Source organism: Pseudomonas sp. B13(2017), assembly GCF_002113245.1.
Lineage (GTDB): Bacteria > Pseudomonadota > Gammaproteobacteria > Pseudomonadales > Pseudomonadaceae > Aquipseudomonas > Aquipseudomonas putida_Z.
This window is the reverse complement of sequence record NZ_NEJX01000005.1, coordinates 145,109-168,755: the sequence shown is the minus strand read 5'-3', so window position 1 is coordinate 168,755 and position 23,647 is coordinate 145,109. Positions and strand designations below refer to the sequence as shown.

At 62.7% G+C, this 23,647-nt stretch carries 23 protein-coding genes and 1 tRNA gene; 14 read left to right on the top strand and 10 right to left on the bottom strand.

What is annotated here, in order from left to right:
- The first annotated feature begins 174 nt into the window (after positions 1-174).
- Complete coding sequence (locus CAG44_RS09370) at positions 175-432, top strand: hypothetical protein (RefSeq protein ID WP_003257487.1); 258 nt, start codon at positions 175-177, stop codon at positions 430-432.
- 121 nt (positions 433-553) lie between these two features.
- Here CAG44_RS09370 and CAG44_RS09365 read toward each other — a convergent pair whose 3' ends face one another.
- Together CAG44_RS09365 and CAG44_RS09360 are read right to left on the bottom strand one after the other, a co-directional pair.
- The gene (locus CAG44_RS09365) at positions 554-1,660 is read right to left on the bottom strand and encodes a GlxA family transcriptional regulator (RefSeq protein WP_025337376.1); all 1,107 of its coding nucleotides are present in this window, start codon (positions 1,658-1,660) and stop codon (positions 554-556) included.
- Between the two features lie 498 nt (positions 1,661-2,158).
- The gene (locus CAG44_RS09360) at positions 2,159-3,535 is read right to left on the bottom strand and encodes an L-serine ammonia-lyase (protein WP_025337375.1); all 1,377 of its coding nucleotides are present in this window, start codon (positions 3,533-3,535) and stop codon (positions 2,159-2,161) included.
- 453 nt (positions 3,536-3,988) lie between these two features.
- On the opposite strand from CAG44_RS09360, the gene CAG44_RS09355 reads away from it, so the two are divergent.
- The 3 genes from CAG44_RS09355 to choV all read left to right on the top strand — a co-directional run bounded on the left by CAG44_RS09355 (position 3,989) and on the right by choV (position 7,041).
- A complete protein-coding gene (locus tag CAG44_RS09355) occupies positions 3,989-4,936 on the top strand; it encodes a choline ABC transporter substrate-binding protein (protein WP_085691991.1) in 948 nt (315 codons plus the stop codon).
- An 81-nt stretch (positions 4,937-5,017) separates the two neighbouring features.
- Positions 5,018-5,866, top strand: coding sequence for a choline ABC transporter permease subunit (choW, locus tag CAG44_RS09350; RefSeq protein WP_169774667.1), 849 nt, complete (start codon positions 5,018-5,020; stop codon positions 5,864-5,866).
- A complete protein-coding gene (gene choV, locus CAG44_RS09345; protein WP_075044350.1) occupies positions 5,863-7,041 on the top strand; it encodes a choline ABC transporter ATP-binding protein in 1,179 nt (392 codons plus the stop codon). The genes choW and choV overlap by 4 nt, the downstream gene beginning before the upstream one ends.
- 135 nt (positions 7,042-7,176) lie before the next feature.
- On the opposite strand, the gene hisF is transcribed toward choV, so the two are convergent.
- The 6 genes from hisF to CAG44_RS09315 form a co-directional block, all read right to left on the bottom strand.
- Positions 7,177-7,947, bottom strand: coding sequence for an imidazole glycerol phosphate synthase subunit HisF (hisF, locus tag CAG44_RS09340; protein WP_025337372.1), 771 nt, complete (start codon positions 7,945-7,947; stop codon positions 7,177-7,179).
- A 10-nt stretch (positions 7,948-7,957) separates the two neighbouring features.
- The gene (gene hisA / locus CAG44_RS09335; RefSeq protein ID WP_003257484.1) at positions 7,958-8,695 is read right to left on the bottom strand and encodes a 1-(5-phosphoribosyl)-5-[(5-phosphoribosylamino)methylideneamino]imidazole-4-carboxamide isomerase; all 738 of its coding nucleotides are present in this window, start codon (positions 8,693-8,695) and stop codon (positions 7,958-7,960) included.
- Between the two features lie 27 nt (positions 8,696-8,722).
- Entirely contained in the window at positions 8,723-8,983 is a 261-nt protein-coding gene (locus tag CAG44_RS09330; protein WP_046614499.1) for a DUF2164 domain-containing protein, read from the bottom strand.
- Complete coding sequence (hisH, locus tag CAG44_RS09325; RefSeq protein ID WP_025337371.1) at positions 8,984-9,622, bottom strand: imidazole glycerol phosphate synthase subunit HisH; 639 nt, start codon at positions 9,620-9,622, stop codon at positions 8,984-8,986.
- The gene (gene hisB / locus CAG44_RS09320) at positions 9,623-10,216 is read right to left on the bottom strand and encodes an imidazoleglycerol-phosphate dehydratase HisB (protein ID WP_003255736.1); all 594 of its coding nucleotides are present in this window, start codon (positions 10,214-10,216) and stop codon (positions 9,623-9,625) included.
- A gap of 285 nt (positions 10,217-10,501) precedes the next feature.
- A complete protein-coding gene (locus CAG44_RS09315) occupies positions 10,502-12,163 on the bottom strand; it encodes an OFA family MFS transporter (RefSeq protein WP_015268635.1) in 1,662 nt (553 codons plus the stop codon).
- A 387-nt stretch (positions 12,164-12,550) separates the two neighbouring features.
- On the opposite strand from CAG44_RS09315, the gene CAG44_RS09310 reads away from it, so the two are divergent.
- The 4 genes from CAG44_RS09310 (at position 12,551) to CAG44_RS09295 (ending at position 16,296) form a co-directional block, all read left to right on the top strand.
- Positions 12,551-14,797 (top strand): AsmA family protein, encoded by a 2,247-nt coding sequence (locus CAG44_RS09310; protein ID WP_085691990.1) that lies wholly within the window; start codon positions 12,551-12,553, stop codon positions 14,795-14,797.
- On the top strand, positions 14,794-15,861 hold the full coding sequence (gene mutY, locus CAG44_RS09305; RefSeq protein ID WP_013970490.1) for an A/G-specific adenine glycosylase: 1,068 nt from the start codon (positions 14,794-14,796) through the stop codon (positions 15,859-15,861). The genes CAG44_RS09310 and mutY overlap by 4 nt, the downstream gene beginning before the upstream one ends.
- On the top strand, positions 15,858-16,130 hold the full coding sequence (locus tag CAG44_RS09300; protein ID WP_003257478.1) for an oxidative damage protection protein: 273 nt from the start codon (positions 15,858-15,860) through the stop codon (positions 16,128-16,130). The genes mutY and CAG44_RS09300 overlap by 4 nt, the downstream gene beginning before the upstream one ends.
- Positions 16,131-16,220: 90 nt before the next feature.
- A tRNA-Phe gene (locus CAG44_RS09295) sits at positions 16,221-16,296 on the top strand.
- A 140-nt stretch (positions 16,297-16,436) separates the two neighbouring features.
- Here CAG44_RS09295 and CAG44_RS09290 read toward each other — a convergent pair.
- Entirely contained in the window at positions 16,437-16,643 is a 207-nt protein-coding gene (locus CAG44_RS09290; RefSeq protein WP_085591894.1) for a hypothetical protein, read from the bottom strand.
- Positions 16,644-16,835: 192 nt separating this feature from the next.
- Here CAG44_RS09290 and ppk2 point away from each other — a divergent pair, with 192 nt between their 5' ends.
- Both ppk2 and CAG44_RS09280 read left to right on the top strand, forming a co-directional pair.
- Positions 16,836-17,816 carry a polyphosphate kinase 2 gene (ppk2, locus tag CAG44_RS09285; RefSeq protein ID WP_085691989.1) on the top strand — a complete coding sequence of 327 codons (981 nt, stop codon included), beginning with the start codon at positions 16,836-16,838 and terminating at the stop codon, positions 17,814-17,816.
- Between the two features lie 59 nt (positions 17,817-17,875).
- On the top strand, positions 17,876-18,319 hold the full coding sequence (locus CAG44_RS09280) for a hypothetical protein (protein WP_085691988.1): 444 nt from the start codon (positions 17,876-17,878) through the stop codon (positions 18,317-18,319).
- A gap of 180 nt (positions 18,320-18,499) precedes the next feature.
- Here CAG44_RS09280 and gabP read toward each other — a convergent pair whose 3' ends face one another.
- Positions 18,500-19,885, bottom strand: coding sequence for a GABA permease (gabP, locus tag CAG44_RS09275; RefSeq protein ID WP_085691987.1), 1,386 nt, complete (start codon positions 19,883-19,885; stop codon positions 18,500-18,502).
- A 664-nt stretch (positions 19,886-20,549) separates the two neighbouring features.
- On the opposite strand from gabP, the gene CAG44_RS09270 reads away from it, so the two are divergent.
- From CAG44_RS09270 to CAG44_RS09255, 4 genes are read left to right on the top strand one after another with little or no spacing between them, the layout of a single operon-like run.
- On the top strand, positions 20,550-21,323 hold the full coding sequence (locus tag CAG44_RS09270; RefSeq protein ID WP_003257472.1) for an ABC transporter ATP-binding protein: 774 nt from the start codon (positions 20,550-20,552) through the stop codon (positions 21,321-21,323).
- An 11-nt stretch (positions 21,324-21,334) separates the two neighbouring features.
- Positions 21,335-22,087: an ABC transporter substrate-binding protein gene (locus CAG44_RS09265; RefSeq protein ID WP_013970486.1), complete on the top strand. Its 753-nt coding sequence runs from the start codon at positions 21,335-21,337 to the stop codon at positions 22,085-22,087.
- 54 nt (positions 22,088-22,141) lie between these two features.
- Positions 22,142-22,834: an ABC transporter permease gene (locus tag CAG44_RS09260; protein WP_025337363.1), complete on the top strand. Its 693-nt coding sequence runs from the start codon at positions 22,142-22,144 to the stop codon at positions 22,832-22,834.
- A complete protein-coding gene (locus CAG44_RS09255) occupies positions 22,834-23,523 on the top strand; it encodes an ABC transporter permease (protein ID WP_015268628.1) in 690 nt (229 codons plus the stop codon). Before CAG44_RS09260 ends, CAG44_RS09255 begins: the two co-directional genes overlap by 1 nt.
- Positions 23,524-23,647 lie beyond the last annotated feature (124 nt).

Sequence of the window (23,647 nt, the reverse complement as noted above, 5' to 3'; positions counted from 1 at the left end):
GCGGTAGATGGCTTGAGTTTGCGCACTTCCCGGCAGGTGGATTTAGCCGGGAACGACCTGTTCTTAGCCAAAGCAGCCATGGCGCCATTCTGTTGTTGCGGGCATGTCGCCGGCGTCACAGAATCGGTCGTAAATCACAGCAGCACTCTCTTAGCGATAAAAGGGACAACAGCCATGATGCATGCGGATTTGATTGACCAGGACGATCTGGCAGGCCACCTGCGCGCGCGCGGGTTCGAGATTCCGGCCGGCGCTACTGCCGAGCAGGCGTGCGAAGCGGTGGTGCGTGGGCTGACCGAGCCCAATGCACGGGCGCTGAAGGGGATGGTGGAGCAGATGTATACCGGTAGCGCGACGATCCTGCCGGCGGTGCGCCAGGCCATCGACAAACAGCTGTTGCCGGCGTTGGCGCAGTTCAACAAGCGCGGCTGACAGAGTTTTCCTGCACCGGCCTCTTCGCGGGCTTGCCCGCTCCCACAGGGATTGCACAGATTTTCAAACACTGTGCAGCTCCTGTGGGAGCGGGCAACCCCGCGAAGAGGCCGGCTCCGTTTCAGAGCCTTACACTGGCAAAGGTCGACTCGTTGCGCGCCTGGCTCAGGGCCGCCATCGGCCCGCTGTGCGGCGACAGGGTCATGGCCTGAGGGATCGGCATCATCGCCACCTGCTGCGCAGTGTTGGAGCCCACGCGCTCGTCACGCGGCGGAATGCCGAAGTATTCGCGGTAGCACTTGGAGAAGTGCGGGGTAGACACGAAGCCGCACACCGACGCCACTTCGATGATCGACATCGGCGTCTGCTTCAGCAGCTGCCGGGCGCGGATCAGGCGCAGCTTCAGGTAGTAACGCGACGGCGAACAGTGCAGGTACTTCTGGAACAGGCGCTCGAGCTGCCGACGCGATACCGACACGTATACCGCCAGTTCATCCAGGTCGATCGGCTCTTCGAGGTTGGCCTCCATCAGCGCGACGATTTCCTGCAGCTTCGGCTGGTTGGTGCCAAGCATGTGCTTGAGCGGCACGCGCTGGTGATCCTGCTCGTTGCGGATGCGCTCGTAGACGAACATTTCGGAAATCGCAGCCGACAGTTCACGGCCGTGGTCGCGGCTGATCAGGTGCAGCATCATGTCCAGCGGCGCAGTGCCGCCGGAGCTGGTGAAGCGGTTACGGTCGAGGGTGAACAGGCGGGTGCTCATGTTGACCCGTGGGTAGGCCTCCTGCATGGCCGCCAGGCATTCCCAGTGCACGCTGCAATCGAAACCATCCAGCAGCCCGGCACAGGCCAAGGCCCAGCTACCGGTACATACCGCGCCCAGACGGCGCGACTGACGGGCCTGGGTTTGCAACCAGGTGACATGCTCGCGGGTAACGCTGCGCTGGATGCCCACGCCGCCACAGACAATCACGGTATCGATGGGGGGCGCACTGTGCATGGCGGCGTCAGGGGTTATCTGCAAGCCATCGCTGGCCCACACCTGTCCACCATCGGCGGTGAGGGTGTGCCAGCGGTACAGCTCGCGGCCGGACAGCTGGTTGGCCATGCGCAGCGGCTCGACGGCCGATGCCAGGGAAATGAGGGTGAAATTGTCCAGTAGGAGAAACCCGATGGACTGGGGGGCTGTGCGGTTCTGGGTTGGGTTCCCGGAGGTGTACGACGTCATCGCGATTTCTCCTCACACAAATGCAGGGTGTGCCTCAGGCGAGCACTGATTTCTTGTTATGTATGGCCCCGGTTCATGTGCAGGGGCCTTGGTGCCAATCTCAACGCAAACGCCGTGCCTGAAATTGAACGGCTATCCAAAAAAACCTGAAAACGACGCCTTTGTCAGGCAAATCAGGTGCTTTGATCGAGTTGGCCAATCTTCGTGGAACTGGCGTGCTAGGCGCTGTGCGTGTAACGGCTGAGCAATTTGGTGACATGCGCAGTGTAGGATGCCCAGAAACGACACTCTTGAGTGTCACCGACAACGCCCACACTGATAACGACACCCGACGATCGGTATGCGTCGTACTGCACCATAAAGGGGCATTGGCTTCCGTACTGCACCTGTTTCAATCTCAAGGGCCCCTTCGCAGGCACGCCCGCTCCCACAGGGATTGCACAGTTCCTGTGGGAGCGGGCGTGCCCGCGAAGAGGCCCTTGAGGTCAGATCAAGCTATCAGCACTCGATCGCACTGACCGCCAAACCACCGCGCGAGGTCTCTTTGTACTTGTCGTGCATGTCGGCCCCGGTATCGCGCATGGTGCGGATCACCTGGTCGAGGGAAATGAAGTGCTCGCCGTCACCACGCAGGGCCATCTGCACCGCGTTGATGGCCTTTACCGCGGCAATCGCGTTGCGCTCGATGCACGGCACCTGCACCAACCCGCCGACCGGGTCGCAGGTCAGGCCCAGGTTGTGCTCCAGGGCGATCTCGGCAGCGTTCTCCACCTGCGGCGGGGTGGCACCCAGCACTTCGGCAAGGCCCGCCGCGGCCATGGCGCAAGCCGAACCGACTTCACCCTGGCAACCCACTTCGGCACCGGAGATCGACGCGTTCTTCTTGCACAGGATGCCCACCGCGGCAGCACCGAGGAAGAAATCGACCACGCTGGACTCGTCCACCGCATCGCTGAAGCGCATGTAGTAGTGCAACACCGCCGGGATGATGCCCGCCGCACCGTTGGTCGGCGCGGTAACCATGCGCCCGCCGGCGGCGTTTTCTTCGTTGACCGCCAGGGCGAACAGGTTGACCCACTCCATGGCGCTCATGGTCGAGCCGATCACGTTGGGCTTGCCGATTTCCTGCAGGCTGCGGTGCAGCTTTGCGGCGCGGCGGCGCACGTTCAACCCGCCGGGCAGCGTGCCTTCGTACTTCAGGCCGTTGTTGACGCATTCCTGCATGGCTTCCCAGAGCTTGTGCAGGCCGGCGCGGATCTCTTCCTCGCTGCGCCAGACCTTCTCGTTGGCCATCATCAATTGCGACACGCTGAGGTCGTTTTGCTTGCACAGGCGCAGCAGTTCGGCGGCGCTGTTGAAGTCGTACGGCAGCACCGTCTGGTCAGCATCCAGCACGCCGCTGGCGGCCTGGGCGGCATCGACCACGAAGCCGCCACCGACCGAGTAGTAGGTGTCGCGGTGCAGCTCGCCCTGCTCACCTTCGGCAATCAGGGTCATCGCGTTGGGGTGGTACGGCAGGTTCTCGTCCAGCAGCAGCATGTCGCGGGCCCAGACGAATTCGATGGGCAGGCGGCTGTCCAGCTGCAGGGTGTTGGTTTCGCGCAGGTCGGCGATACGCGGTGCGATCTGGGTCGGGTCGATGGCGTCAGGCCATTCACCCATCAGGCCCATGATGGTGGCATTGTCGGTGCCATGCCCCACACCCGTGGCCGACAGCGAGCCATACAGGCGCACTTCGATCCGCTTCACACGTTCCAGCTCGCCGCGTTCGCGCAGGCCCTGGACGAACAGGGCGCCAGCACGCATGGGGCCGACGGTGTGGGAGCTGGAGGGCCCGACACCGATCTTGAACAGGTCGAACACGCTGATGGCCATTGTCGAATCACCTCTTGCTGGGCTTGTCTCTGCGCGCCATGCGCAGGGCGGGGTAGCTGCTAGGCTGAAGCAGCGGGCCGCCTTGAATGCACGCATCATCGGGCTTTTACCGCCCCCCTCGCCGTCTGCAACCGACGTACTTTTGTCCAGCAGCGCCGCGCTGTTTTTTACCGGGGAGCTGCCCTCGCCACGCCGCTTTCCAGCGGCCTGGTGACGTAAAAATGCGGCTGAGGGGGTGGAAAAATCCATAAGCGACATCGCCCATACTGGATACGACCCGTTCCGTACTGGTTACGACCCCACCAGTAGGCGATTGCCCAGCGCTGGAGGATTATCGAAAGCGACTCGTAAAGCACGGCCACGCATCCTGCCCTCTGCAGGCCTGGTCGACCGGACCCTGAGAAAGCCCGGCGACCCACGCGAACCCGAAGACAAAATCACAGGAGTCCATCCATGAAAGGTTCACCCTCGCTGTTGCTGGTTGCGATGCTGTCCGCGCCTTTGCTGGCCCAGGCCGCCGAGCCCGAGCAATGCCAGACGGTACGGTTCTCGGATGTCGGCTGGACCGACATCACGGTTACCACGGCGACCACCAGCGTTGTGCTCGAAGCACTGGGTTACAAGACCCACACCACCATGATCTCGGTACCGGTGACCTACAAGTCGCTGGCCGCCGGCAAGGACCTGGACGTGTTTCTCGGCAACTGGATGCCGACCATGGAGAACGACATCAAGCAGTACCGCGACGCCGGTACTGTAGAAACAGTGCGCGCCAACCTGGAAAACGCCAAGTACACCCTGGCCGTGCCCCAGGCGCTGTATGACAAGGGCCTGAAGGATTTCAGCGACATTCCCAAGTTCAAGAATGAACTCGACGGCAAGATCTACGGCATCGAGCCCGGCAACGATGGCAACCGCACCATCCAGAGCATGATCGACAAGAACGCCTTCGGCCTGAAGGACGCCGGCTTCAAGATCGTCCAGTCCAGCGAGGCCGGCATGCTGTCCCAGGTCGACCGCGCGCAGAAGCGCGGCGATGCGCTGGTGTTCCTCGGCTGGGAACCACACCCGATGAACACCCGCTTCAAGATGCAGTACCTGACCGGCGGGGACGAGTTCTTCGGCCCCGACTTCGGCAAGGCGACCGTATTGACCAACACCCGCAAGGGCTATGTGCAGGAATGCAGCAACGTTGGCCAGCTGTTGAAGAACCTGTCGTTCGAGCTCAAGGATGAAAGCACCATGATGGGCTATGTCCTGGACGACAAGATGAAACCCGAGGCGGCGGCCAAGAAGTGGCTCAAGGACAACCCTGGCAAACTGGATGCCTGGCTGGCCGGCGTAACCACCGTGGACGGCAAACCCGGCCTTGAGGCGGCCAAGGCCAAGCTGACGCAGTAACGAAATACGCAATAGCGCTACCTCGGGGCAGGCCCGTGCCTGCCCCGGGTTGATTTCAATCTATGCAGGTGGAAGCTCGCTATCATGCTTATCGATCAGAAAATACCCCTGGGCCAGTACATCGCGTCGTTCGTCGAGTGGCTGACCCAGAACGGCGCGAATTACTTCGACGCCATCGCGCAAGGCCTGGAGTTCATGATCCATGGCGTAACCAGTGCCCTGACTTTCTTCAATCCGTTCGTGCTCATCGCTCTGTTCGCCGCCTTGGCGCACTTCATCCAGCGCAAGTGGGCGCTGACCGCATTCGTTGCCCTGTCGTTCCTGCTGATCCTCAACCTGGGTTACTGGCAGGAAACCATGGAAACCCTGGCGCAGGTCACCTTCGCCACAGTGGTTTGCGTGGCCATCGGCGTGCCACTGGGCATCGTCGCCGCGCACAAACCGATGTTCTATACCGCCATGCGCCCGGTACTCGACCTGATGCAGACGGTACCTACCTTCGTCTACCTGATCCCCACCCTGACCCTGTTCGGCCTGGGTGTGGTGCCGGGGCTGATCTCGACGGTGGTGTTCGCCATCGCCGCGCCGATCCGTCTCACCTACCTGGGCATCTGCGACGTCCCGCAGGAGCTGATGGACGCCGGCAAGGCCTTTGGCTGCTCGCGGCGCCAGCTGCTCACCCGTATCGAACTGCCGCACGCGATGCCAAGCATCGCCGCCGGCGTTACCCAGTGCATCATGCTGTCGCTGTCGATGGTGGTGATTGCCGCCCTGGTCGGCGCTGACGGCCTGGGCAAACCTGTGGTCAACGCACTGAACACCGCCGATATTTCCCTGGGCTTCGAAGCGGGCCTGGCGATCGTGCTGCTGGCGATCATGCTCGACCGTATCTGCAAGCAACCGGACCTGCCGGTAAGGGGTGAAGCATGAGCATCATTCGTTTCGAAGACGTCGACGTCATCTTCTCCAACAAGCCGCGCGAAGCGCTGGCCCTGCTCGACCAGGGCCAGACCCGCGAGCAGATCCTCAAGCAGACCGGCCTGGTGGTGGGTGTCGAAAAAGCCAACCTGGATATCCAGAAGGGCGAGATCTGCGTGCTGATGGGCCTGTCCGGTTCTGGCAAGTCGAGCTTGCTGCGCTGCATCAACGGCCTGAACACCGTCAGCCGCGGCAAGCTGTTCGTCGAACACGAAGGCAAGCACATCGACATTGCCCACTGCACCCCCGCCGAGCTGAAGATGATGCGCACCAAGCGCATTGCCATGGTGTTCCAGAAATTCGCCCTGATGCCCTGGCTGACGGTGCGCGAGAACATCAGCTTTGGCCTGGAAATGCAGGGCCGCCCCGAGAAGGAACGGCGCAAGCTGGTCGACGAAAAGCTCGAGCTGGTGGGCCTGACCCAGTGGCGCAACAAGAAGCCGGACGAACTGTCTGGCGGCATGCAGCAGCGCGTGGGCCTGGCCCGGGCGCTGGCGATGGATGCCGACATCCTGCTGATGGACGAACCGTTCTCGGCACTGGACCCGCTGATCCGCCAGGGCCTGCAAGACGAGTTGCTTGGCTTGCAGGCCAAGCTGAGCAAGACCATCGTGTTCGTCAGCCATGACCTGGACGAAGCGCTGAAGCTGGGTAGCCGCATCGCCATCATGAAGGACGGGCGGATCATCCAGTACAGCAAGCCGGAAGAGATCGTGCTCAACCCGGCCGACGAGTATGTGCGTACCTTTGTCGCCCACACCAACCCGCTGAACGTGCTGTGCGGGCGCAGCCTGATGCGCAGCCTGGACAACTGCAAGCGGGTGAATGGTTCGGTGTGCCTGGACCCGGGTGGCGATTCGTGGCTGGACCTGGGCGAAGGCAACTCGATCAAGCGCGCACGCCAGGGGCAGAACGGGCTGGAGATGCAGAACTGGGCGCCGGGGCAGGATGTGGAGCTGCTGGGCCGCCGCCCAACGTTGGTAAATGCCGATATCGGCATGCGCGAGGCGCTGCAGATTCGTTATCAGACCGGCAACAAGCTGGTGTTGCAGGATAACGACAAGGTGGTGGGGATTCTTGGGGATACCGAGCTGTATCACGCATTGCTCGGCAAGAATCACGGTTGATGCCATTGGGGCCGCGTTGCGGCCCATCGCCGGCAAGCCAGCTCCCACAGTGGCAGCGCAGGCCCTGAGCCTTGTGCGGTCCCTGTGGGAGCTGGCTTGCCGGCGATGGGCTGCAAAGCAGCCCCAATTAATCGATCAGCGAACGACGATCCCGCGCGAAGCCATGTAGGCCTTGGCTTCCGGCACCGTGTACTCACCAAAGTGGAAGATACTGGCCGCCAGCACCGCACTGGCATGCCCTTCCAGAATGCCGTCAGCCAGGTGCTGCAGGTTACCCACCCCGCCCGAGGCAATCACCGGAATACCCAGCGCATCACTGATCGCACGGGTAACACCCAGGTCGAAGCCGTTCTTCATGCCGTCCTGGTCCATGCTGGTCAGCAGGATCTCGCCAGCCCCCAGGCCTTCCATCTTCTTCGCCCATTCAACGGCATCCAGCCCGGTCGGTTTGCGCCCGCCGTGGGTGAAAATCTCCCAACGCGGCTGTTCACCCGGCCCGGACACCTTCTTGGCGTCGATGGCGACAACGATGCACTGCGAACCGAAACGGTCCGCTGCCTCGCCGACAAACTCCGGGTTGAACACCGCGGCCGTGTTGATCGAGACCTTGTCGGCACCGGCATTGAGCAGGTTGCGGATGTCCTGCACGGTGCGCACGCCACCGCCCACGGTCAGCGGGATGAACACCTGGCTGGCCATGCGCTCGACGGTATGCAGGGTGGTGTCGCGGCCGTCGACGCTGGCGGTGATGTCGAGGAAGGTGATTTCATCGGCACCTTGCTCGTCGTAGCGACGGGCGATTTCCACCGGGTCGCCGGCATCACGGATGTTCTCGAACTTGACGCCCTTGACCACCCGGCCGTTGTCCACGTCCAGGCAAGGGATGATGCGCTTGGCCAGTGCCATGGTTCAGTCCTCAGCCTTGGTAGTTGTCGCAGAAGGCCTGGGCCTCGGCGACATCGAGGGTGCCTTCGTAGATGGCACGGCCGGTGATGGCACCGATGATGCCCGGGGCCTTGGCGTCCAGCAGGGCCTTGATGTCGCCCAGGTTGTGGATGCCGCCCGAGGCGATCACCGGGATCGAGGTAGCTTCTGCCAGCGCCTTGGTGAACGGCACGTTGCAGCCCTGCATCATGCCGTCCTTGGCGATGTCGGTGTAGACGATCGCCGAGACGCCGTCGGCCTCGAAACGCTTGGCCAGGTCGATGACCTGCACCGAGCTCACTTCAGCCCAGCCGTCGGTGGCGACGAAGCCATCCTTGGCGTCCAGGCCAACGATGACCTTGCCCGGGAAGGCCTTGCACGCTTCGGCGACGAACTCCGGCTGCTTGACCGCCTTGGTGCCGATGATCACGTAGCTGACGCCAGCCTTGACGTAGTGCTCGATGGTTTCCAGCGAGCGGATGCCACCGCCGATCTGGATCGGCAGGGTCGGGTAGCGCTTGGCAATGGCGGTGACCACTTCACCGTTGACCGGCTGGCCTTCGAAGGCGCCGTTGAGGTCGACCAGGTGCAGGCGGCGGCAGCCACCCTCGACCCACTTGGCGGCCATGCTCACCGGGTCGTCGGAAAATACCGTGGAGTCTTCCATGCGGCCCTGGCGCAGGCGCACGCAGGCACCGTCCTTCAGATCGATAGCGGGGATAATCAGCATCTTGGGAACCTGTCTGTTCTTGGGGTTTCAGGGCTTCTCGAGCGCCCACAGATCGCTTTCGATGCTCTCGAACCGCTCCTTGAGGTGCAGCTGAACATCGGCAATCGCCCTGTTGTAGTAATGGGGTGCAATTTCTTTGCTGAACAGCTCGAGGACTTCGGCCACTTCGAACGACCCCAGCTCCAGCTCGAAACGGTCTTCGAGAAAGCGCTTGAGCGTGTGCAGCGCTTCGCGCTCCTGCTCGGGGGCCAGGGTGATGACCGGGGCCTTTGTCTTCGACCTGCTCATTTACCAGCGCCCGTCCCAGGCGACGAAGTTCTGCAGCAGCTGCAGGCCATGGGTATGGCTCTTCTCCGGGTGGAACTGCACGGCAAAGCGCGAGCCATCGGCCAACGCAGCGGCGAAATCGACACCGTAATGGCCGCGGCCGACCACCTGGGCCGGCTTGCCGGCATTGATGTAGTAGCTGTGCACGAAGTAGAACCGCGCGCGGTCGGGGATGTCGTGCCACAGCGGGTGGTCGTTGGTCTGGCCGACTTCGTTCCAGCCCATGTGCGGCACCTTCAGGTGCTCGCCGTCTTCCTGCAGGTCTTTGCCGAAGAAGCGCACCTGGCCGGGGAACATGCCGATGCAGTCGACACCGTCGTTTTCTTCGCTGTGGTCGAGCAGTGCCTGCATACCCACGCAAATGCCGAGGAACGGGCGGTCCTGGCTCACTTCGCGCACCAGGCTGTCGAAGCCCAGGCGGCGGATTTCGGCCATGCAGTCGCGAATCGCGCCCACGCCCGGGAATACCACGCGGTCGGCTTCGCGGATGACCGTGGCATCACTGGTGACCAGCACCTTACCGGCACCTACATGCTCGAGCGCCTTGGCCACCGAGTGCAGGTTGCCCATGCCATAGTCGATTACGGCTACCGTCTGCATTTACAGGCACCCTTTGGTGGAAGGCATCTGCCCGGCCATGCGCTCGTCGAGGGTAATGGCCATGCGCAGGGCGCGACCGAAAGCCTTGAACACGGTCTCGATCTGGTGGTGGGTGTTGTGGCCACGCAGGTTGTCGATGTGCAGAGTCACCAAGGCGTGGTTGACGAAGCCCTGGAAGAACTCCTGGAACAGGTCGACATCGAAGCCACCGACGCTGGCGCGGGTGTACGGCACGTGCATCTGCAGGCCCGGGCGACCGGAGAAGTCGATGACCACGCGCGACAGCGCTTCGTCCAGCGGCACATAGGCGTGGCCGTAGCGGAAGATGCCCTTCTTGTCACCGATGGCCTGGGCGAATGCCATGCCCAGGGTGATGCCGACGTCTTCGACGGTATGGTGATCGTCGATATGCGTGTCACCCTTGCACTCGATATCCAGATCGATCAGCCCATGGCGGGCAATCTGGTCCAGCATGTGTTCAAGGAAAGGCACACCGATATCGAATCGGGCCTTGCCACTGCCATCGAGGTTGATCGAGCACTTGACCTGGGTTTCCAGGGTATTGCGCTCGACGGAAGCCTTACGTTCGACCATCACCAGCTCCGCAAAATCATTAGGCGAAAAGGGTTTCATTATAGGCCTAGAACGCGCCGGCTTGAAACGCGGATGACATATGGCAAAACGAGGAATTACGCAGGCCGGATACCGTTACAGGTCTATACAAGCGGGTGGCCTGGGGCTGCTTTGCAGCCCTATCGCCGGCAAGCCAGCTCCCACAGGGACCCTCACAATCTTCCAGGCCTGTGGCGTACCTGTGGGAGCCGGCTTGCCGGCGATAGGGCCGGTACAGCCAGCGAAGTCAGCCGGTTTTACCACTGATCAATGGAACAGCACAGCCGTCTTCTGCAGGGTAATCCAAACGCCCCAGGCCAATGGCACGACCACCACTGCCCAGGCCAGCAGCACCAGCGGCAGGCTACCCGGCGCCGCTTTCCACTCCAGCGAGCGCGCCCCGTCGGCGCCCTTGTCATGGCTCAACGCCCGCTCGGCAGCCAGTTCGGCATCGCTCATGAAATGCTTGTCGGCCACTGGTCGCACCAGCATGTTGCAGACAAAGCCCAGCACCAGCAGGCCGGCGAGGATGTACAGGGTCATGTCATAAGCAGCCGCACGCTCCACCCCGGCCGCCAACTGGTACTCGCGCAGATAGGTGATAAGCACCGGGCCCAGCACCCCCGCCGCCGCCCAGGCGGTCAGCAGGCGGCCATGAATGGCGCCGACCATCTGCGTGCCGAACAGGTCGGCCAGGTAGGCCGGTACCGTGGCAAAGCCACCACCGTACATCGACAGAATGATGCAGAACGCCGCCACGAACAGCGCCACGTTACCCAGGTGCCCCATGTTCGGCACCAGGCTGTACAAGCCCACGCCCAGGGCGAAGAAGGCGAAATAGGTGTTCTTGCGGCCAATGTAGTCCGAGAACGACGCCCAGAAGAACCGCCCGCCGATGTTGAACAGGCTCAGCAGGCCGGTGAAGCCGGCGGCGATCGCGGCAATCTGCGCCAGCTGGGCGCTGTTCAGCTCGCTGAAGCTCAGCCCGTTGCCCAGCAGCTTGCCGGCGAACACTTCCTGCAGCAACGGCGAAGCCATGCCGAGGATGCCGATACCCGCCGACACGTTCAGGCACAGTACCAGCCAGATCAGCGCGAACTGCGGGGTTTTCCAGGCCACGCTGACGTGCACGTGGCGGTCGGTGACCATGGTGTTGCCAGCTTTCTTCACCGGGGCGCTCCAGCCTTCGGGCTTCCAGCCAGTCGGCGGTACGCGATACGCCAGGGCACCGGCGGTCATGAACACGAAGTAGATCGCCGCCATGACCACGAAGCTCTGCCACACGCCCACTTCCTGCGCATTGCCGAAATGGCCCATCAGCGCGGTGGCCAGCGGCGCACCGACCATGGCCCCGCCACCGAAGCCCATGATCGCCATGCCGGTGGCCATGCCGCGCTTGTCCGGGAACCACTTGATCAGGGTCGACACCGGCGAGATGTAGCCCAGGCCCAGGCCGATACCACCGATTACGCCGGAACCCAGCCACATCAGCCACAGCTGATGGGTCTTAACGCCAATCGCCGAAATCAGCATGCCGCCGCACCAGCACAGCGCCGACACCAGGCCGGCCTTGCGCGGGCCGGCGTGTTCCAGCCAGCCACCCAGCACAGCCGCCGAGCAACCGAGGAAGACGAAGAACAGGGTGTAGATCCAGCTCAGCATGGAAATCGGCCAATCGCACTCGGCGCTGAACATACGGGCCATGAAGCCCATGTCCGCTGCGCAGGCAACCGGGGCGGTGATGCCGAGGGCTTGCGACAGCGGCAGCCAGAACACCGAGAAGCCATAGGCCATGCCGATGCACAGGTGGATGGCCAGGGCGGCCGGCGGGACCAGCCAGCGGTTGAAGCCCGGACGGGCGATGATGCGCTCCTTCGACAGGAAGCCTGGCGCACTGGCCAAGGTCCCCGCCGCGACGGTACTGCTCATGGATCAGATCCTTCTTATAGGTAGGGTGCAGGCAAAGCGGCGCAAGGGTAGCAGCATCAAGTAGCGTGAAAGCAATCTGATATCGTTAATTTTTGCTCGGCTGAAACGGTCATGTTGCCTATACCGGCCCTATCGCCGGCAAGCCAGCTCCCACAAGTATCCCACCGACCTCGGGGACAGCGGGATCCCTGTGGGAGCTGCCTTGCCGGCGATAGGGCCAGTACAGGCCACACATTTGGAACTGACAAAATCATGGCTGTCGAAAGCCGTACCATCTGCCATACACGTAGGAAATACCCTGTATCTCTGGTCGAATACGCAGGGGCAACCACTGCGGCGCTATACTCTGGCGCTTGAATTTCAAAAACGGACTACAAGGACTCGCCCATGAAAGCGTTCGGCAAAATCCTGGGACTTGGGCTTCTCGGGTTGCTGCTGATCATCGTGGCGCTGGGCTTCGCCCTGACCCACCTCTTCGATCCCAACGACTACAAAGACGAGATTCGCCAGCTGGCACGTGACAAGGCTCACGTCGAGCTGACCCTCAACGGTGACATTGGCTGGAGCCTGTTCCCGTGGCTGGGCCTGGAGTTGCACGAAGCGAGCATCGCCACCTTGAACAAACCCAAGGAGCCGTTCGCCGACCTGCAGATGCTCGGGCTTTCTGTACGTGTGCTGCCACTGCTGCGCCGCGAAGTGCAGATGAGCGACGTACGCGTCGAGGGCCTGAACCTGACCCTGGCCCGTGACGAACAGGGCCATGGCAACTGGGAAGACATCGGCAAGCCGCTGCCCGCGCAGAACGGCGCCAGCGCCGATGCGCAGGCCAGTGCTCCGGCCCAGGCACCGGCCGAACAGGCGTCGGCACCGGTCGCCAGCAACGAACGCGCCGTCAAGCTGGACATCGACAGCCTGACCGTGAACAACGCCCGCGTGCAATACACCGATGCCAAGACCGGCCAGAGCTACAGCGCCGAAAGCATCCAGCTGAGCACCGGCCCGGTCCACGAAGGGGCGAACATTCCGCTCAAGGCCAGCGCCTTCCTCAGTGCCAGCCAGCCGAACATCAAGGCCCGCACCGAACTGGCCGGCGAGCTGCGCTTCGACCGCAAGCTCAAGCGCTACAACTTCGAAGACATGCGCCTGTCGGGCGAAACCTCGGGTGAACCCACCGGCGGCAAGACCGTGACCTTCGCCGCCCAAGGCCAACTGCTGGTCGACCTGGCCGCCAATGTCGCCTCGTGGAACGGCCTGAAAGTCTCGGCCAACCAGCTGCGCGCCCTGGGCGAGCTGAACCTGCGCGACCTGGACAAGGCGCCACAGCTGAGCGGCGGCCTGTCCATCGCCCAGTTCGACCTGCGCACCTTCCTCGACAGCATCGGCCGCCCGCTGCCGGCCACCAACGACCCGGCGGCCTTCGCCAAGCTGGAGCTGGTCACCCGCCTGCAGGGAACGCCGAACAGCCTGGCCCTGGAAGACCTGGCGGTGAAACTGGACGACAGCACCTTCAGTGGCCGCGTGGCCGTCGAAGACTTCGCCAAACAGGCCCTGCGCCTGCAGCTCAAGGGCGACACCTTCAACGCCGACCGCTACCTGCCGGCCAAGAGTGAAGAGGCCAAGGGCGCCACCGCCGCGCGCCAGGCCGAGGTCAAGCAACAGGAAGCCACCGCGGTCGCCGGCCCTGGCACCACGCCGCTTCCCAACGCCCCGACCCAGGTCGCCTGGAGCGACGACAAGCTGCTGCCGGTCGACCGCCTGCGCGCCCTCGACTTGCAGGCCGACCTGGCCTTCGGCTCGCTGACCCTGGACAAACTGCCGATCGAAGACGCCCAGCTCAAGGCCATCGGCCAGGGCGGCCTGCTGACCCTGCAAACCCTGCGCGGTGAACTGTACAACGGCACCTTCGAGGCCAAGGGCACCGTCGACGTGCGCCCTGCCGTGCCGCAACTGGGCGTCAACACCAGCATCCAGCGGGTGCCGGTGGAACACTTCATCAAGACCGAGGGCAAGGAACAGACGCCACCGGTCAAAGGCCTGCTGACCTTGACCAGCGACCTGACCGCTACCGGCAACAGCCAGAAGGCCCTGGTCGACACCCTCAACGGCAACGCCAACTTCGTCATCAACGACGGCGTGCTGGTCAATGCCAACCTGGAACAGCAGCTGTGCAAGGCCATCGCCACGCTGAACCGCAAATCGCTCACCGGCGAGCCTCGCGGCAAGGACACCCCGTTCCAGGAACTGCGTGGCAGCCTGGTAGTACGCAATGGCGTCGCCAACAACCCGGACCTCAAGGCACGCATTCCGGGCCTGACCGTCAATGGCCATGGTGACCTCGACCTGCGTGTACTGGGCATGGACTACAACGTTGGCGTGGTCGTCGAAGGCGACCAGCGCGCCATGCCGGACCCGGCCTGCCAGGTCAACGAACGCTATGTGGGTGTCGAAATACCGCTGCGCTGCCGCGGCCCGCTGGAGCTGGGCGCCAAAGCCTGCCGCCTGGACCAGGACGGCCTGGGCAAGGTTGCCGCCAAGGTGGCCGGCAACCGCCTGCAAGACAAGATCGATGAAAAACTCGGAGACAAAGTGAGCCCGGAACTGAAAGACGCGCTCAAGGGGCTGTTCAAGCGATGAGCCCCGAGCAGTTCTCCAGCGCAGTGCTGGATTGGTATGACGAACACGGCCGGCACGACCTGCCCTGGCAACAGGGCATCAACCCGTACCGGGTGTGGGTGTCGGAAATCATGTTGCAGCAGACCCAGGTCAGCACCGTACTCAACTACTTCGACCGCTTCATGCAGGCCCTGCCGACCGTGCAGGCCCTGGCCGAAGCGCCGGAGGACGAGGTGCTGCACCTGTGGACGGGCCTGGGCTACTACACCCGGGCACGCAACCTGCAAAAGGCCGCGAAGATCGTGGTCGAACAGCATGGCGGCGAATTCCCGCGCAGTGTCGAGCAGCTCACCGAGCTGCCCGGCATCGGCCGCTCCACCGCCGGCGCGATCGCCAGCATCAGCATGGGCATCCGCGCACCGATCCTCGACGGCAACGTCAAGCGCGTGCTGGCCCGCTACACCGCCCAGGCCGGCTACCCCGGCGAACCCAAGGTGGCCAACCAGCTGTGGGCCACGGCCGAACGCTTTACCCCGCAGCAGCGAGCCAACCACTACACCCAGGCGATGATGGACATGGGCGCCACGCTGTGCACCCGCAGCAAGCCCAGCTGCCTGATCTGCCCGCTGCAGCGCGGCTGCGAAGCGCACCTGCACGGTGAAGAAACCCGCTACCCCGAGCCCAAGCCGCGCAAGGCACTGCCGCAACGCCGCACACTGATGCCACTGCTGGCCAACCACGAAGGCGCCATCCTGCTTTACCGCCGCCCGTCCAGCGGCCTGTGGGGTGGTTTGTGGAGCCTGCCGGAGCTGGACGACATCGCCCAGCTCGACGATCTGGCCTACCAGCACGGCCTGCGCCTGGCTGACAGCCGCGCCATGGACGGCCTGACCCATACCTTCAGCCACTTCCAGCTGGCGATCGAGCCCTGGCTGGTGCGCGTCGACCCGGTCGGCCAGCACGTGGCCGAGGCCGACTGGCTCTGGTATAACCTCGCCACCCCGCCGCGCCTGGGCCTCGCCGCCCCGGTGAAAAAGCTGCTCAAACGCGCGGCCGACGAACTGATTGCAGGAGACGCCCGATGACCCGCACCGTGATGTGCCGCAAGTACAAAGAAGAACTGCCAGGCCTGGAGCGCCCGCCCTACCCCGGCGCCAAGGGCCAGGACATCTTCGAACACATCTCGCAGAAAGCCTGGGCCGACTGGCAGAAGCACCAGACCATGCTGATCAACGAAAAGCGCCTGAACATGATGAACGCCGAGGACCGCAAATTCCTCCAGGGCGAGATGGACAAGTTTTTCGCTGGCGAAGAATACGCCCAGGCGGAAGGCTACGTTCCACCCTCGGAATGACCCCACGGAACGTAAGCGACGGAATTAATTTAAAATTTTTTCAAAAAGTCGTTGACGAGCGGTCTGAAAGTCTATTTAATTCACCTCGTCGCCCAGATAGCTCAGTCGGTAGAGCAGAGGATTGAAAATCCTCGTGTCGGCGGTTCGACTCCGTCTCTGGGCACCACCTTCAAGCTTCTGGTGGTTGCAAAGTTACCCGAAGCGACAACAAGAAACCCGCCTAGTGCGGGTTTTTTGTTGTCTGTGGTTTTTGTTCTCCAGGAAAGCCCCCGCCTCATCGAGGGGGGGGCCGCACTACAAAAACGCTTAACCCTCGAACTCACTCTGCGTCATCTGCCCCAAGTAGGAGACGCTCAACAAATGCAGCGTCTGGCCCGGGACCGAATCGGCGATTTTCTTGATGTCCGCCGCGGTCACCCGATAGTTGTCAGCGGGCAGAGTTCCCGAGCGGTAACCCACCTCCTCGCCGTCTTCGTCATAGCTGATGAAGTTCAGATAAAAGTAGTGCTTCATGTGTAACCTCCAGTTCAAGTGCCCCACACCGTGCGAGGCCTACGCAGCCTATTTGGCACTTGCAGCCGACAGCAGATGGAACCGATGACAAGGTGGCGCCAGGCCATTAGCCATTGACCCGCATCAACGAGGCAGCCGCCCACTCTCGATAGCATGGAGCATGGACATCCGAATCGACCCGCAAGGACCTCCATGAGCGAAGAATCCCCCCTCCTGCTCCCCGCCCCCAGCGCGCCCGCCACCACCCAAGCCCGCACGCGCCGCCCACGCCAGCGCAAGCCGGAACCGACGATTACCAGCATCAGCCAGCAGCCCGCAGCGCTGGAAGTCGCCACCGCCCCCAAGGGCAGCAACGAAGACAGCACCTCGGCCCGCTTGCCGACCAGCTACCCATACCACACCCGTCTGCGTCGCCAGGACTACGAGAAGGCCAAGCACGCGCTGCAGATCGAGTTGCTCAAGGTGCAGAGTTGGGTAAAGGAAACCGGCCAGCGCGTGGTGATTCTGTTCGAAGGGCGCGATGCGGCGGGCAAGGGCGGTACCATCAAGCGTTTCATGGAGCACCTCAACCCACGCGGCGCCCGCATCGTGGCCCTGGAGAAGCCTTCCGAGCAGGAAAAAGGTCAGTGGTACTTCCAGCGCTATATCCAGCATCTGCCCACGGCGGGAGAAATGGTGTTCTTCGACCGCTCCTGGTACAACCGCGCCGGGGTCGAGAAGGTGATGGATTTCTGCTCGCCACTGCAGTACCTGGAGTTCATGCGCCAGGCGCCGGAGCTGGAGCGCATGCTGTGCAACAGCGGCATCCTGCTGTTCAAGTACTGGTTCTCGGTGAACCGCGAAGAGCAGCTGCGCCGCTTCATCTCGCGCCGGGACGACCCGCTCAAGCACTGGAAGCTGTCGCCCATCGACATCAAGTCGCTGGACAAGTGGGAGGACTACACCGCAGCCAAGGAGGCGATGTTCTTCCATACCGACACGGCCGATGCACCGTGGACGGTGATCAAGTCCGATGACAAGAAGCGTGCGCGGATCAACTGCATCCGGCACTTCCTGCATTCGCTGGATTACCCGGGCAAGGACCACAGCGTGGCGCATGCCCCGGATGCGCTGCTGGTCGGGCGCGCATCGCGAGGTTTCGAGGAAGATGAGGCAGAGCCGCAGGCCAGTTGAATCGGCGTGCCTGCTGCGCTTCAATACGCGCAATTTCCGCCCCACCAAGGATTCACCCCATGGCCACCCCCACCAAGCAACAGAAACGCGCCAAGCGCGCCGCCAGCAAGGCCAAGCAGAACCGCATGGTACGCAGCGGCCAGGCAGTCAAGGCCAGCGCAGGCGACAGCACCAGCATCGAGCAGGTGTACAACAAGGCCATGGAATCGGGCAGCTACGAACCGCTGTTCAAGAAGATGAAGGAAGCCCAGGAAGGCGGCCTGGTACCGATGATTTCGGTGTTCCTGGTAGACCCGCTGCTGGCCCTGGTGCTCAAGGGGCACAAGGAAGAACACGCCACCGACTACATCGTGCTGGTGTTCAATGCCTACCGTAAATGGCTGGATGGGGCCGACGAAGAGGCCACCATGGCCTGGCTGGAGAGCGATGAGTTCCAGGCAGCCTATGTGGCGGCTTCGGAGCTGGTTGCCAAGCAGCAACAGCAGCAGAAGCAGTTTGGCTGACAGGGCTGTGTAGCCTGCCCGGGCCCTATCGCCAGCAAGCCGGCTCCCACAAGAACACCAAAGGGCCCGAAGGCAATGCCGTCCCTGTGGGAGCGGGCAAGCCCGCGAAAGGGTCGGTACAGTCAACAAAAAAGGCCGCGCCCTTCACAGGACGCGGCCTTTCATTTCAGCCAGCGCGGATCAGTTGTCCAGCGCCACCCGCCCGGCAGCTTCACGCTTGCGGTGCACCAGCAAGCCAGCCGCCACCACACCAATGCTCAGCAGTGCGGTCGCGATGATTTCGGCGCGGTGGTCCTCACGCAGCGCCATTACCACCAGGATGGCAATGATGAAGGCAATGGTCGCCCAGGTCAGGCCCGGGAACAGCCACATCTTGAAGGTGATCTTCTCGCCGCGGGCCTCACGCTGGGCGCGCATGCGCAGCTGCGACACGGCAATCACCAGGTACACCAGCAGCGCAATGGCACCAGAGCTGGCCAGCAGGAACTCGAACACCTGGGCCGGGGCCACGAAGTTGGCGAACACACAGAGGAACGCCGCTGCAGTGGACAGCAGAACCGCCACATGCGGGGTAGCCGACTTGGTGGTGCGCTGGGCAATGGCCGGGGCGTCACCACGCTTGCTCAGCGAGAACAGCATGCGCGACGAGGTGTACAGCGCCGAGTTCAGGCAGCTGGTCACGGCGATCAGCACGACGATGTCGACGATCAGCTTGGCATTCGGCACGCCGATGCGGCTCAGCACGGTCTGGTAGGAACCGGTCTCGGCCAGGGCCGGGTCATTCCACGGCACCAGGGCCACGACCAGGAGGATCGACACCAGGTAGAACAGGCAGATACGCCAGATCACCGAGTTGGTGGCGCGGCTGATCTGCTTGCCCGGGTCCTTCGACTCGGCAGCGGCAATGGTAACGATTTCGGTACCCATGAACGAGAACATGGTGGTCAGCATGGCTGCCAGCACCGCGCCCAGGCCGTTAGGCATGAAGCCCTGGGTGTCGAACAGGTGGCTGGCACCGCTTACCTGGCTGCTCGGCACAAAGCCGAACATGGCAGCACAACCCACAGCGATGAAGCCGATGATCGCCAGCACCTTGAGCAGGGCGAACCAGAACTCGAACTCGCCGTAGTTCTTCACGCTGCACAGGTTGGTCAGGGTCAGCGCCAAGGTGATGACCAGGGAGAACGCCCACAGGTCGACCGCAGGGAACCAGGCATGCAGGATGGCCGCGGCGGCGTTGGCCTCCAGCGGAATTACCAGCACCCAGAACCACCAGTACAGCCAGCCAATGGTGAAACCGGCCCAGCGCCCGATGGCGCGGTCGGCATATGTAGAGAACGAACCGGTGTCAGGCGAGGCGACAGCCATTTCACCCAGCATGCGCATGACCAGCACGACCAGCGTACCGGCGGCAGCGTAAGCCAGCAGCACGGCAGGGCCGGCAGCAGCGATGGCGTGGCCGGAGCCAACGAACAGGCCGGCACCGATGACGCCAGCGATGGACAGCATGGTCACATGCCGTTGTTTGAGCCCCTGAGCGAGGTCATTGGAATTGTTACCGCTCATTAAAACTACCTTTGTAAGGAGTGGACCACTCCGACTGCGGTTACGGAGCGCGCCTGGGGTTGACCTGGGCGTCGCTGCAATCGGCGGTTTCCTACCGGCAATAAGCGCGCCATGTGCTGAATGCATTCGTCAGAAAAGTCGGAAGGCCTTTTAGCATGCGGTTTGGAGGGCTTTCGGCCAACGGCTGACCGAAAGGCCACCAAATCATCGGATTACTGAAATACTCACTTACAAACGCACCAAAGGTGCGCCACGGTAACACCTGTGCACCGCTGCAATGCAAAAAAGTGCAACCTAGAGGTACAACCTGAAGACCTGGCCGCACCCGTTCGCGGGCATGCCCGCTCCCACAGGTCAGGTGCAACCATTTGAGCTTTTTAACGAACCTGTGGGAGCGGGCGTACCCGCGAAAGGTCTAAAACCGCTTCCATGAGCGGGCCAAAGCTGGCACCATCGCGCCTTTTTTCATCAAGGCTCTGGTGCTGGGCGACACCTTCGCGGACATCCGCGCGACGTTGCGCTGCAACGATGCGACAAACCGCCCCACCAGCGCCCCGAGTCCCCAGCGACCCTGTTGGCCGTGATAATGCCGCTATGCTAGCTTGGCGCACGCCAGGAAGGCCGCCAACAGCTGGGAACGCACCCGTACACATGAGGACCGCACATGGCTCAGGCCACGCCCGCGCTGGAAATCCGCAATCTGCACAAACGCTACGGCGAGCAGGAAATTCTCAAGGGCATTTCGCTGACCGCACGCGACGGTGACGTGATCTCCATCCTGGGGTCGTCCGGCTCCGGCAAGTCCACCCTGCTGCGCTGCATCAACCTGCTCGAGAACCCGCACCAGGGCGAAATCCTGGTCGCCGGTGAAGCCCTCAAGCTCAAGGCTGCCAAGAACGGCGACCTGGTCGCCGCCGACAACCGCCAGATCAACCGCCTGCGCAGCGAGATCGGTTTCGTCTTCCAGAACTTCAACCTGTGGCCGCACATGTCGATCCTCGACAACATCATCGAGGCGCCGCGCCGCGTGCTCGGCCAGAGCAAGGCCGAGGCCATCGAAGCCGCCGAAGCCCTGCTGAACAAGGTGGGCATCTACGACAAGCGCCACAGCTACCCCGCCCAGCTTTCCGGTGGCCAGCAACAGCGCGCCGCCATTGCCCGTACCCTGGCCATGAAGCCCAAGGTCATCCTGTTCGACGAGCCAACTTCGGCGCTCGACCCGGAAATGGTCCAGGAAGTGCTAAACGTTATCCGCGCATTGGCCGAAGAAGGCCGTACCATGCTGCTGGTGACGCACGAGATGAGCTTTGCCCGCCATGTGTCCAGTGAAGTCGTCTTCCTGCACCAGGGCCTGGTCGAAGAGCAGGGATCGCCGCAGCAGGTCTTCGAGAACCCGACCTCGGCGCGTTGCAAGCAATTCATGTCCAGCCACCGCTAACGGAGCAATACATGCACACTTACAAGAAGTTCCTCCTGGCAGCTGCTGCCACGCTGGTGATGTCGGCCAACGCCCTGGCCGCAGAAAAACTGCGCATGGGTATCGAAGCCGCCTACCCACCGTTCAACAACAAGGATGCCAGCGGTAACGTGGTCGGCTTCGACAAAGACATCGGCGACGCCCTGTGCGCCAAGATGAAAGTCGAGTGCTCGGTCGTCACTTCCGACTGGGACGGCATCATCCCGGCCCTGAACGCCAAGAAGTTCGACTTCCTGGTGTCGTCGCTGTCGATCACCGACGAGCGCAAGCAGGCCGTGGACTTCACCGAGCCGTACTACTCCAACAAGCTGCAGTTCATCGCGCCGAAAAACGTCGACTTCAAGACTGACAAACCTTCGCTGAAGGGCAAGGTCATTGGCACCCAGCGCGCAACCTTGGCTGGCACCTACCTTGAAGACAACTACCCGGATGTCGAGATCAAACTCTACGACACCCAGGAAAACGCCTACCTCGACCTGGTTTCCGGCCGCATCGACGGCATCCTGGCCGACAAGTACGTGCAGTACGAGTGGCTGAAGAGCAAAGACGGCTCGAACTTCGAGTTCAAGGGCGAGCCGGTGATGGACAGCGACAAGATCGGCATTGCCGTGCGCAAGGGTGACACCAAGCTGCGCGACGACCTGAACAAGGCCCTGGCAGAAATCAAGGCCGACGGCACGTACAAGAAGATCAACGACAAGTACTTCCCGTTCAGCATCGAATGATCCGCCCCGACCGGCGCGCCCTTGCGGCGCGCCAGTCCCTAGAATGACCTGCCCATGAATATCGACCTGCACGGATTCGGTCCGGCCATGATGGCCGGCACCCTGATGACCGTAAAACTGGCGCTTTGCGCCTTGCTGCTGGGCCTGGTCCTGGGCCTGCTCGGCGCCCTGGCCAAGACTTCCTCGATCAAGCCGCTGCAATGGCTTGGTGGCTTCTATTCGACCCTGGTTCGCGGCGTGCCCGAACTGCTGTGGGTACTGCTTATCTATTTCGGCACCGTCGGCTTGATGAACGCCCTCGGTGAAGCCCTGAACATGCCGGGCCTGGAGCTCAGCGCCTTCGCTGCGGGCGTGATCGCCCTGGGCCTGTGTTTCGGCGCCTATGCCACCGAAGTATTCCGTGGCGCCATCCTGGCGATCCCCAAGGGCCACCGTGAAGCCGGCCTGGCGCTTGGCCTGTCCAAAGGCCGCATCCTGTCGCGGATCATCCTGCCGCAGATGTGGCGCATCGCCCTGCCCGGCCTTGGCAACCTGTTCATGATCCTGATGAAGGACACCGCCCTGGTGTCGGTAATCGGCCTGGAAGAAATCATGCGCCACGCACAAATCGGCGTGACCGTGACCAAAGAGCCGTTCACCTTCTACATGGTTGCGGCCTGCATCTACCTGAGCCTGACCATCATTGCCATGACCGGCATGCACTTCATGGAAAAACGCGCCGCTCGCGGCTTTGCGAGGGCCGAATAATGAATTGGGAAGTCATCATCAAATGGCTGCCACGCCTTGCCCAGGGTGCGACCCTGACCCTGGAGCTGGTGGCCATCGCGGTGGTTGCCGGGTTGATCCTGGCCATCCCGCTGGGCATCGCCCGCTCCTCGCGCCACTGGTATGTGCGCGCGGTGCCGTTCAGCTACATCTTCTTCTTCCGTGGCACGCCGCTGCTGGTGCAGCTGTTCCTGGTCTACTACGGCCTGGCGCAGTTCGACGCGGTGCGTTCGAGTTCGCTGTGGCCGTACCTGCGCGACCCGTTCTGGTGCACCGTGCTGACCATGACCCTGCACACTGCTGCCTACATCGCCGAGATCCTGCGCGGCGCGCTGCAGTCGATCCCCAAGGGTGAGATCGAGGCGGCGCGGGCGCTGGGCATGTCGCGGGGCAAGACGCTGTTCTACATCATGCTGCCACGCGCCGCGCGTATCGGCCTGCCGGCGTACAGCAACGAAGTGATCCTGATGCTCAAGGCCAGCGCCCTGGCCAGTACCGTGACCCTGCTGGAACTGACCGGCATGGCCCGTACCATCATCGCCCGCACCTACCTGCCGGTAGAGATCTTCTTTGCCGCCGGGGTGTTCTACCTGGTGATCTCGTTCGTGCTGGTGCAGGGCTTCAAGCTGCTGGAGCGCTGGTTGCGCGTGGATGCGTGCCAGGGCCGCTGAGACCTCACTGACTGCTTCGCGGGCACGCCCGCTCCCACAGGTGTAGCGCCAACCTTGAATGTGGCGCTATACCTGTGGGAGCGGGCGTGCCCGCGAAGAGGCCCTCAAAACCACCACACATCCT

What these genes read in the sequence shown, in the direction of transcription:
- CAG44_RS09355 (WP_085691991.1), top strand. Translation starts at nt 3,989, where the DNA reads ATGAAAGGTTCACCCTCGCTGTTGCTGGTTGCGATGCTGTCCGCGCCT.
- gabP (WP_085691987.1), bottom strand. Translation starts at nt 19,885, where the DNA reads ATGAGCGGTAACAATTCCAATGACCTCGCTCAGGGGCTCAAACAACGG.
- CAG44_RS09265 (WP_013970486.1), top strand. Translation starts at nt 21,335, where the DNA reads ATGCACACTTACAAGAAGTTCCTCCTGGCAGCTGCTGCCACGCTGGTG.
- CAG44_RS09370 (WP_003257487.1), top strand. Translation starts at nt 175, where the DNA reads ATGATGCATGCGGATTTGATTGACCAGGACGATCTGGCAGGCCACCTG.
- CAG44_RS09360 (WP_025337375.1), bottom strand. Translation starts at nt 3,535, where the DNA reads ATGGCCATCAGCGTGTTCGACCTGTTCAAGATCGGTGTCGGGCCCTCC.
- CAG44_RS09290 (WP_085591894.1), bottom strand. Translation starts at nt 16,643, where the DNA reads ATGAAGCACTACTTTTATCTGAACTTCATCAGCTATGACGAAGACGGC.
- ppk2 (WP_085691989.1), top strand. Translation starts at nt 16,836, where the DNA reads ATGAGCGAAGAATCCCCCCTCCTGCTCCCCGCCCCCAGCGCGCCCGCC.
- CAG44_RS09255 (WP_015268628.1), top strand. Translation starts at nt 22,834, where the DNA reads ATGAATTGGGAAGTCATCATCAAATGGCTGCCACGCCTTGCCCAGGGT.
- CAG44_RS09280 (WP_085691988.1), top strand. Translation starts at nt 17,876, where the DNA reads ATGGCCACCCCCACCAAGCAACAGAAACGCGCCAAGCGCGCCGCCAGC.
- choV (WP_075044350.1), top strand. Translation starts at nt 5,863, where the DNA reads ATGAGCATCATTCGTTTCGAAGACGTCGACGTCATCTTCTCCAACAAG.
- mutY (WP_013970490.1), top strand. Translation starts at nt 14,794, where the DNA reads ATGAGCCCCGAGCAGTTCTCCAGCGCAGTGCTGGATTGGTATGACGAA.
- CAG44_RS09330 (WP_046614499.1), bottom strand. Translation starts at nt 8,983, where the DNA reads ATGAGCAGGTCGAAGACAAAGGCCCCGGTCATCACCCTGGCCCCCGAG.
- hisH (WP_025337371.1), bottom strand. Translation starts at nt 9,622, where the DNA reads ATGCAGACGGTAGCCGTAATCGACTATGGCATGGGCAACCTGCACTCG.
- CAG44_RS09315 (WP_015268635.1), bottom strand. Translation starts at nt 12,163, where the DNA reads ATGAGCAGTACCGTCGCGGCGGGGACCTTGGCCAGTGCGCCAGGCTTC.
- hisA (WP_003257484.1), bottom strand. Translation starts at nt 8,695, where the DNA reads ATGCTGATTATCCCCGCTATCGATCTGAAGGACGGTGCCTGCGTGCGC.
- hisB (WP_003255736.1), bottom strand. Translation starts at nt 10,216, where the DNA reads ATGGTCGAACGTAAGGCTTCCGTCGAGCGCAATACCCTGGAAACCCAG.
- CAG44_RS09365 (WP_025337376.1), bottom strand. Translation starts at nt 1,660, where the DNA reads ATGACGTCGTACACCTCCGGGAACCCAACCCAGAACCGCACAGCCCCC.
- CAG44_RS09300 (WP_003257478.1), top strand. Translation starts at nt 15,858, where the DNA reads ATGACCCGCACCGTGATGTGCCGCAAGTACAAAGAAGAACTGCCAGGC.
- CAG44_RS09270 (WP_003257472.1), top strand. Translation starts at nt 20,550, where the DNA reads ATGGCTCAGGCCACGCCCGCGCTGGAAATCCGCAATCTGCACAAACGC.
- CAG44_RS09260 (WP_025337363.1), top strand. Translation starts at nt 22,142, where the DNA reads ATGAATATCGACCTGCACGGATTCGGTCCGGCCATGATGGCCGGCACC.
- CAG44_RS09310 (WP_085691990.1), top strand. Translation starts at nt 12,551, where the DNA reads ATGAAAGCGTTCGGCAAAATCCTGGGACTTGGGCTTCTCGGGTTGCTG.
- hisF (WP_025337372.1), bottom strand. Translation starts at nt 7,947, where the DNA reads ATGGCACTGGCCAAGCGCATCATCCCTTGCCTGGACGTGGACAACGGC.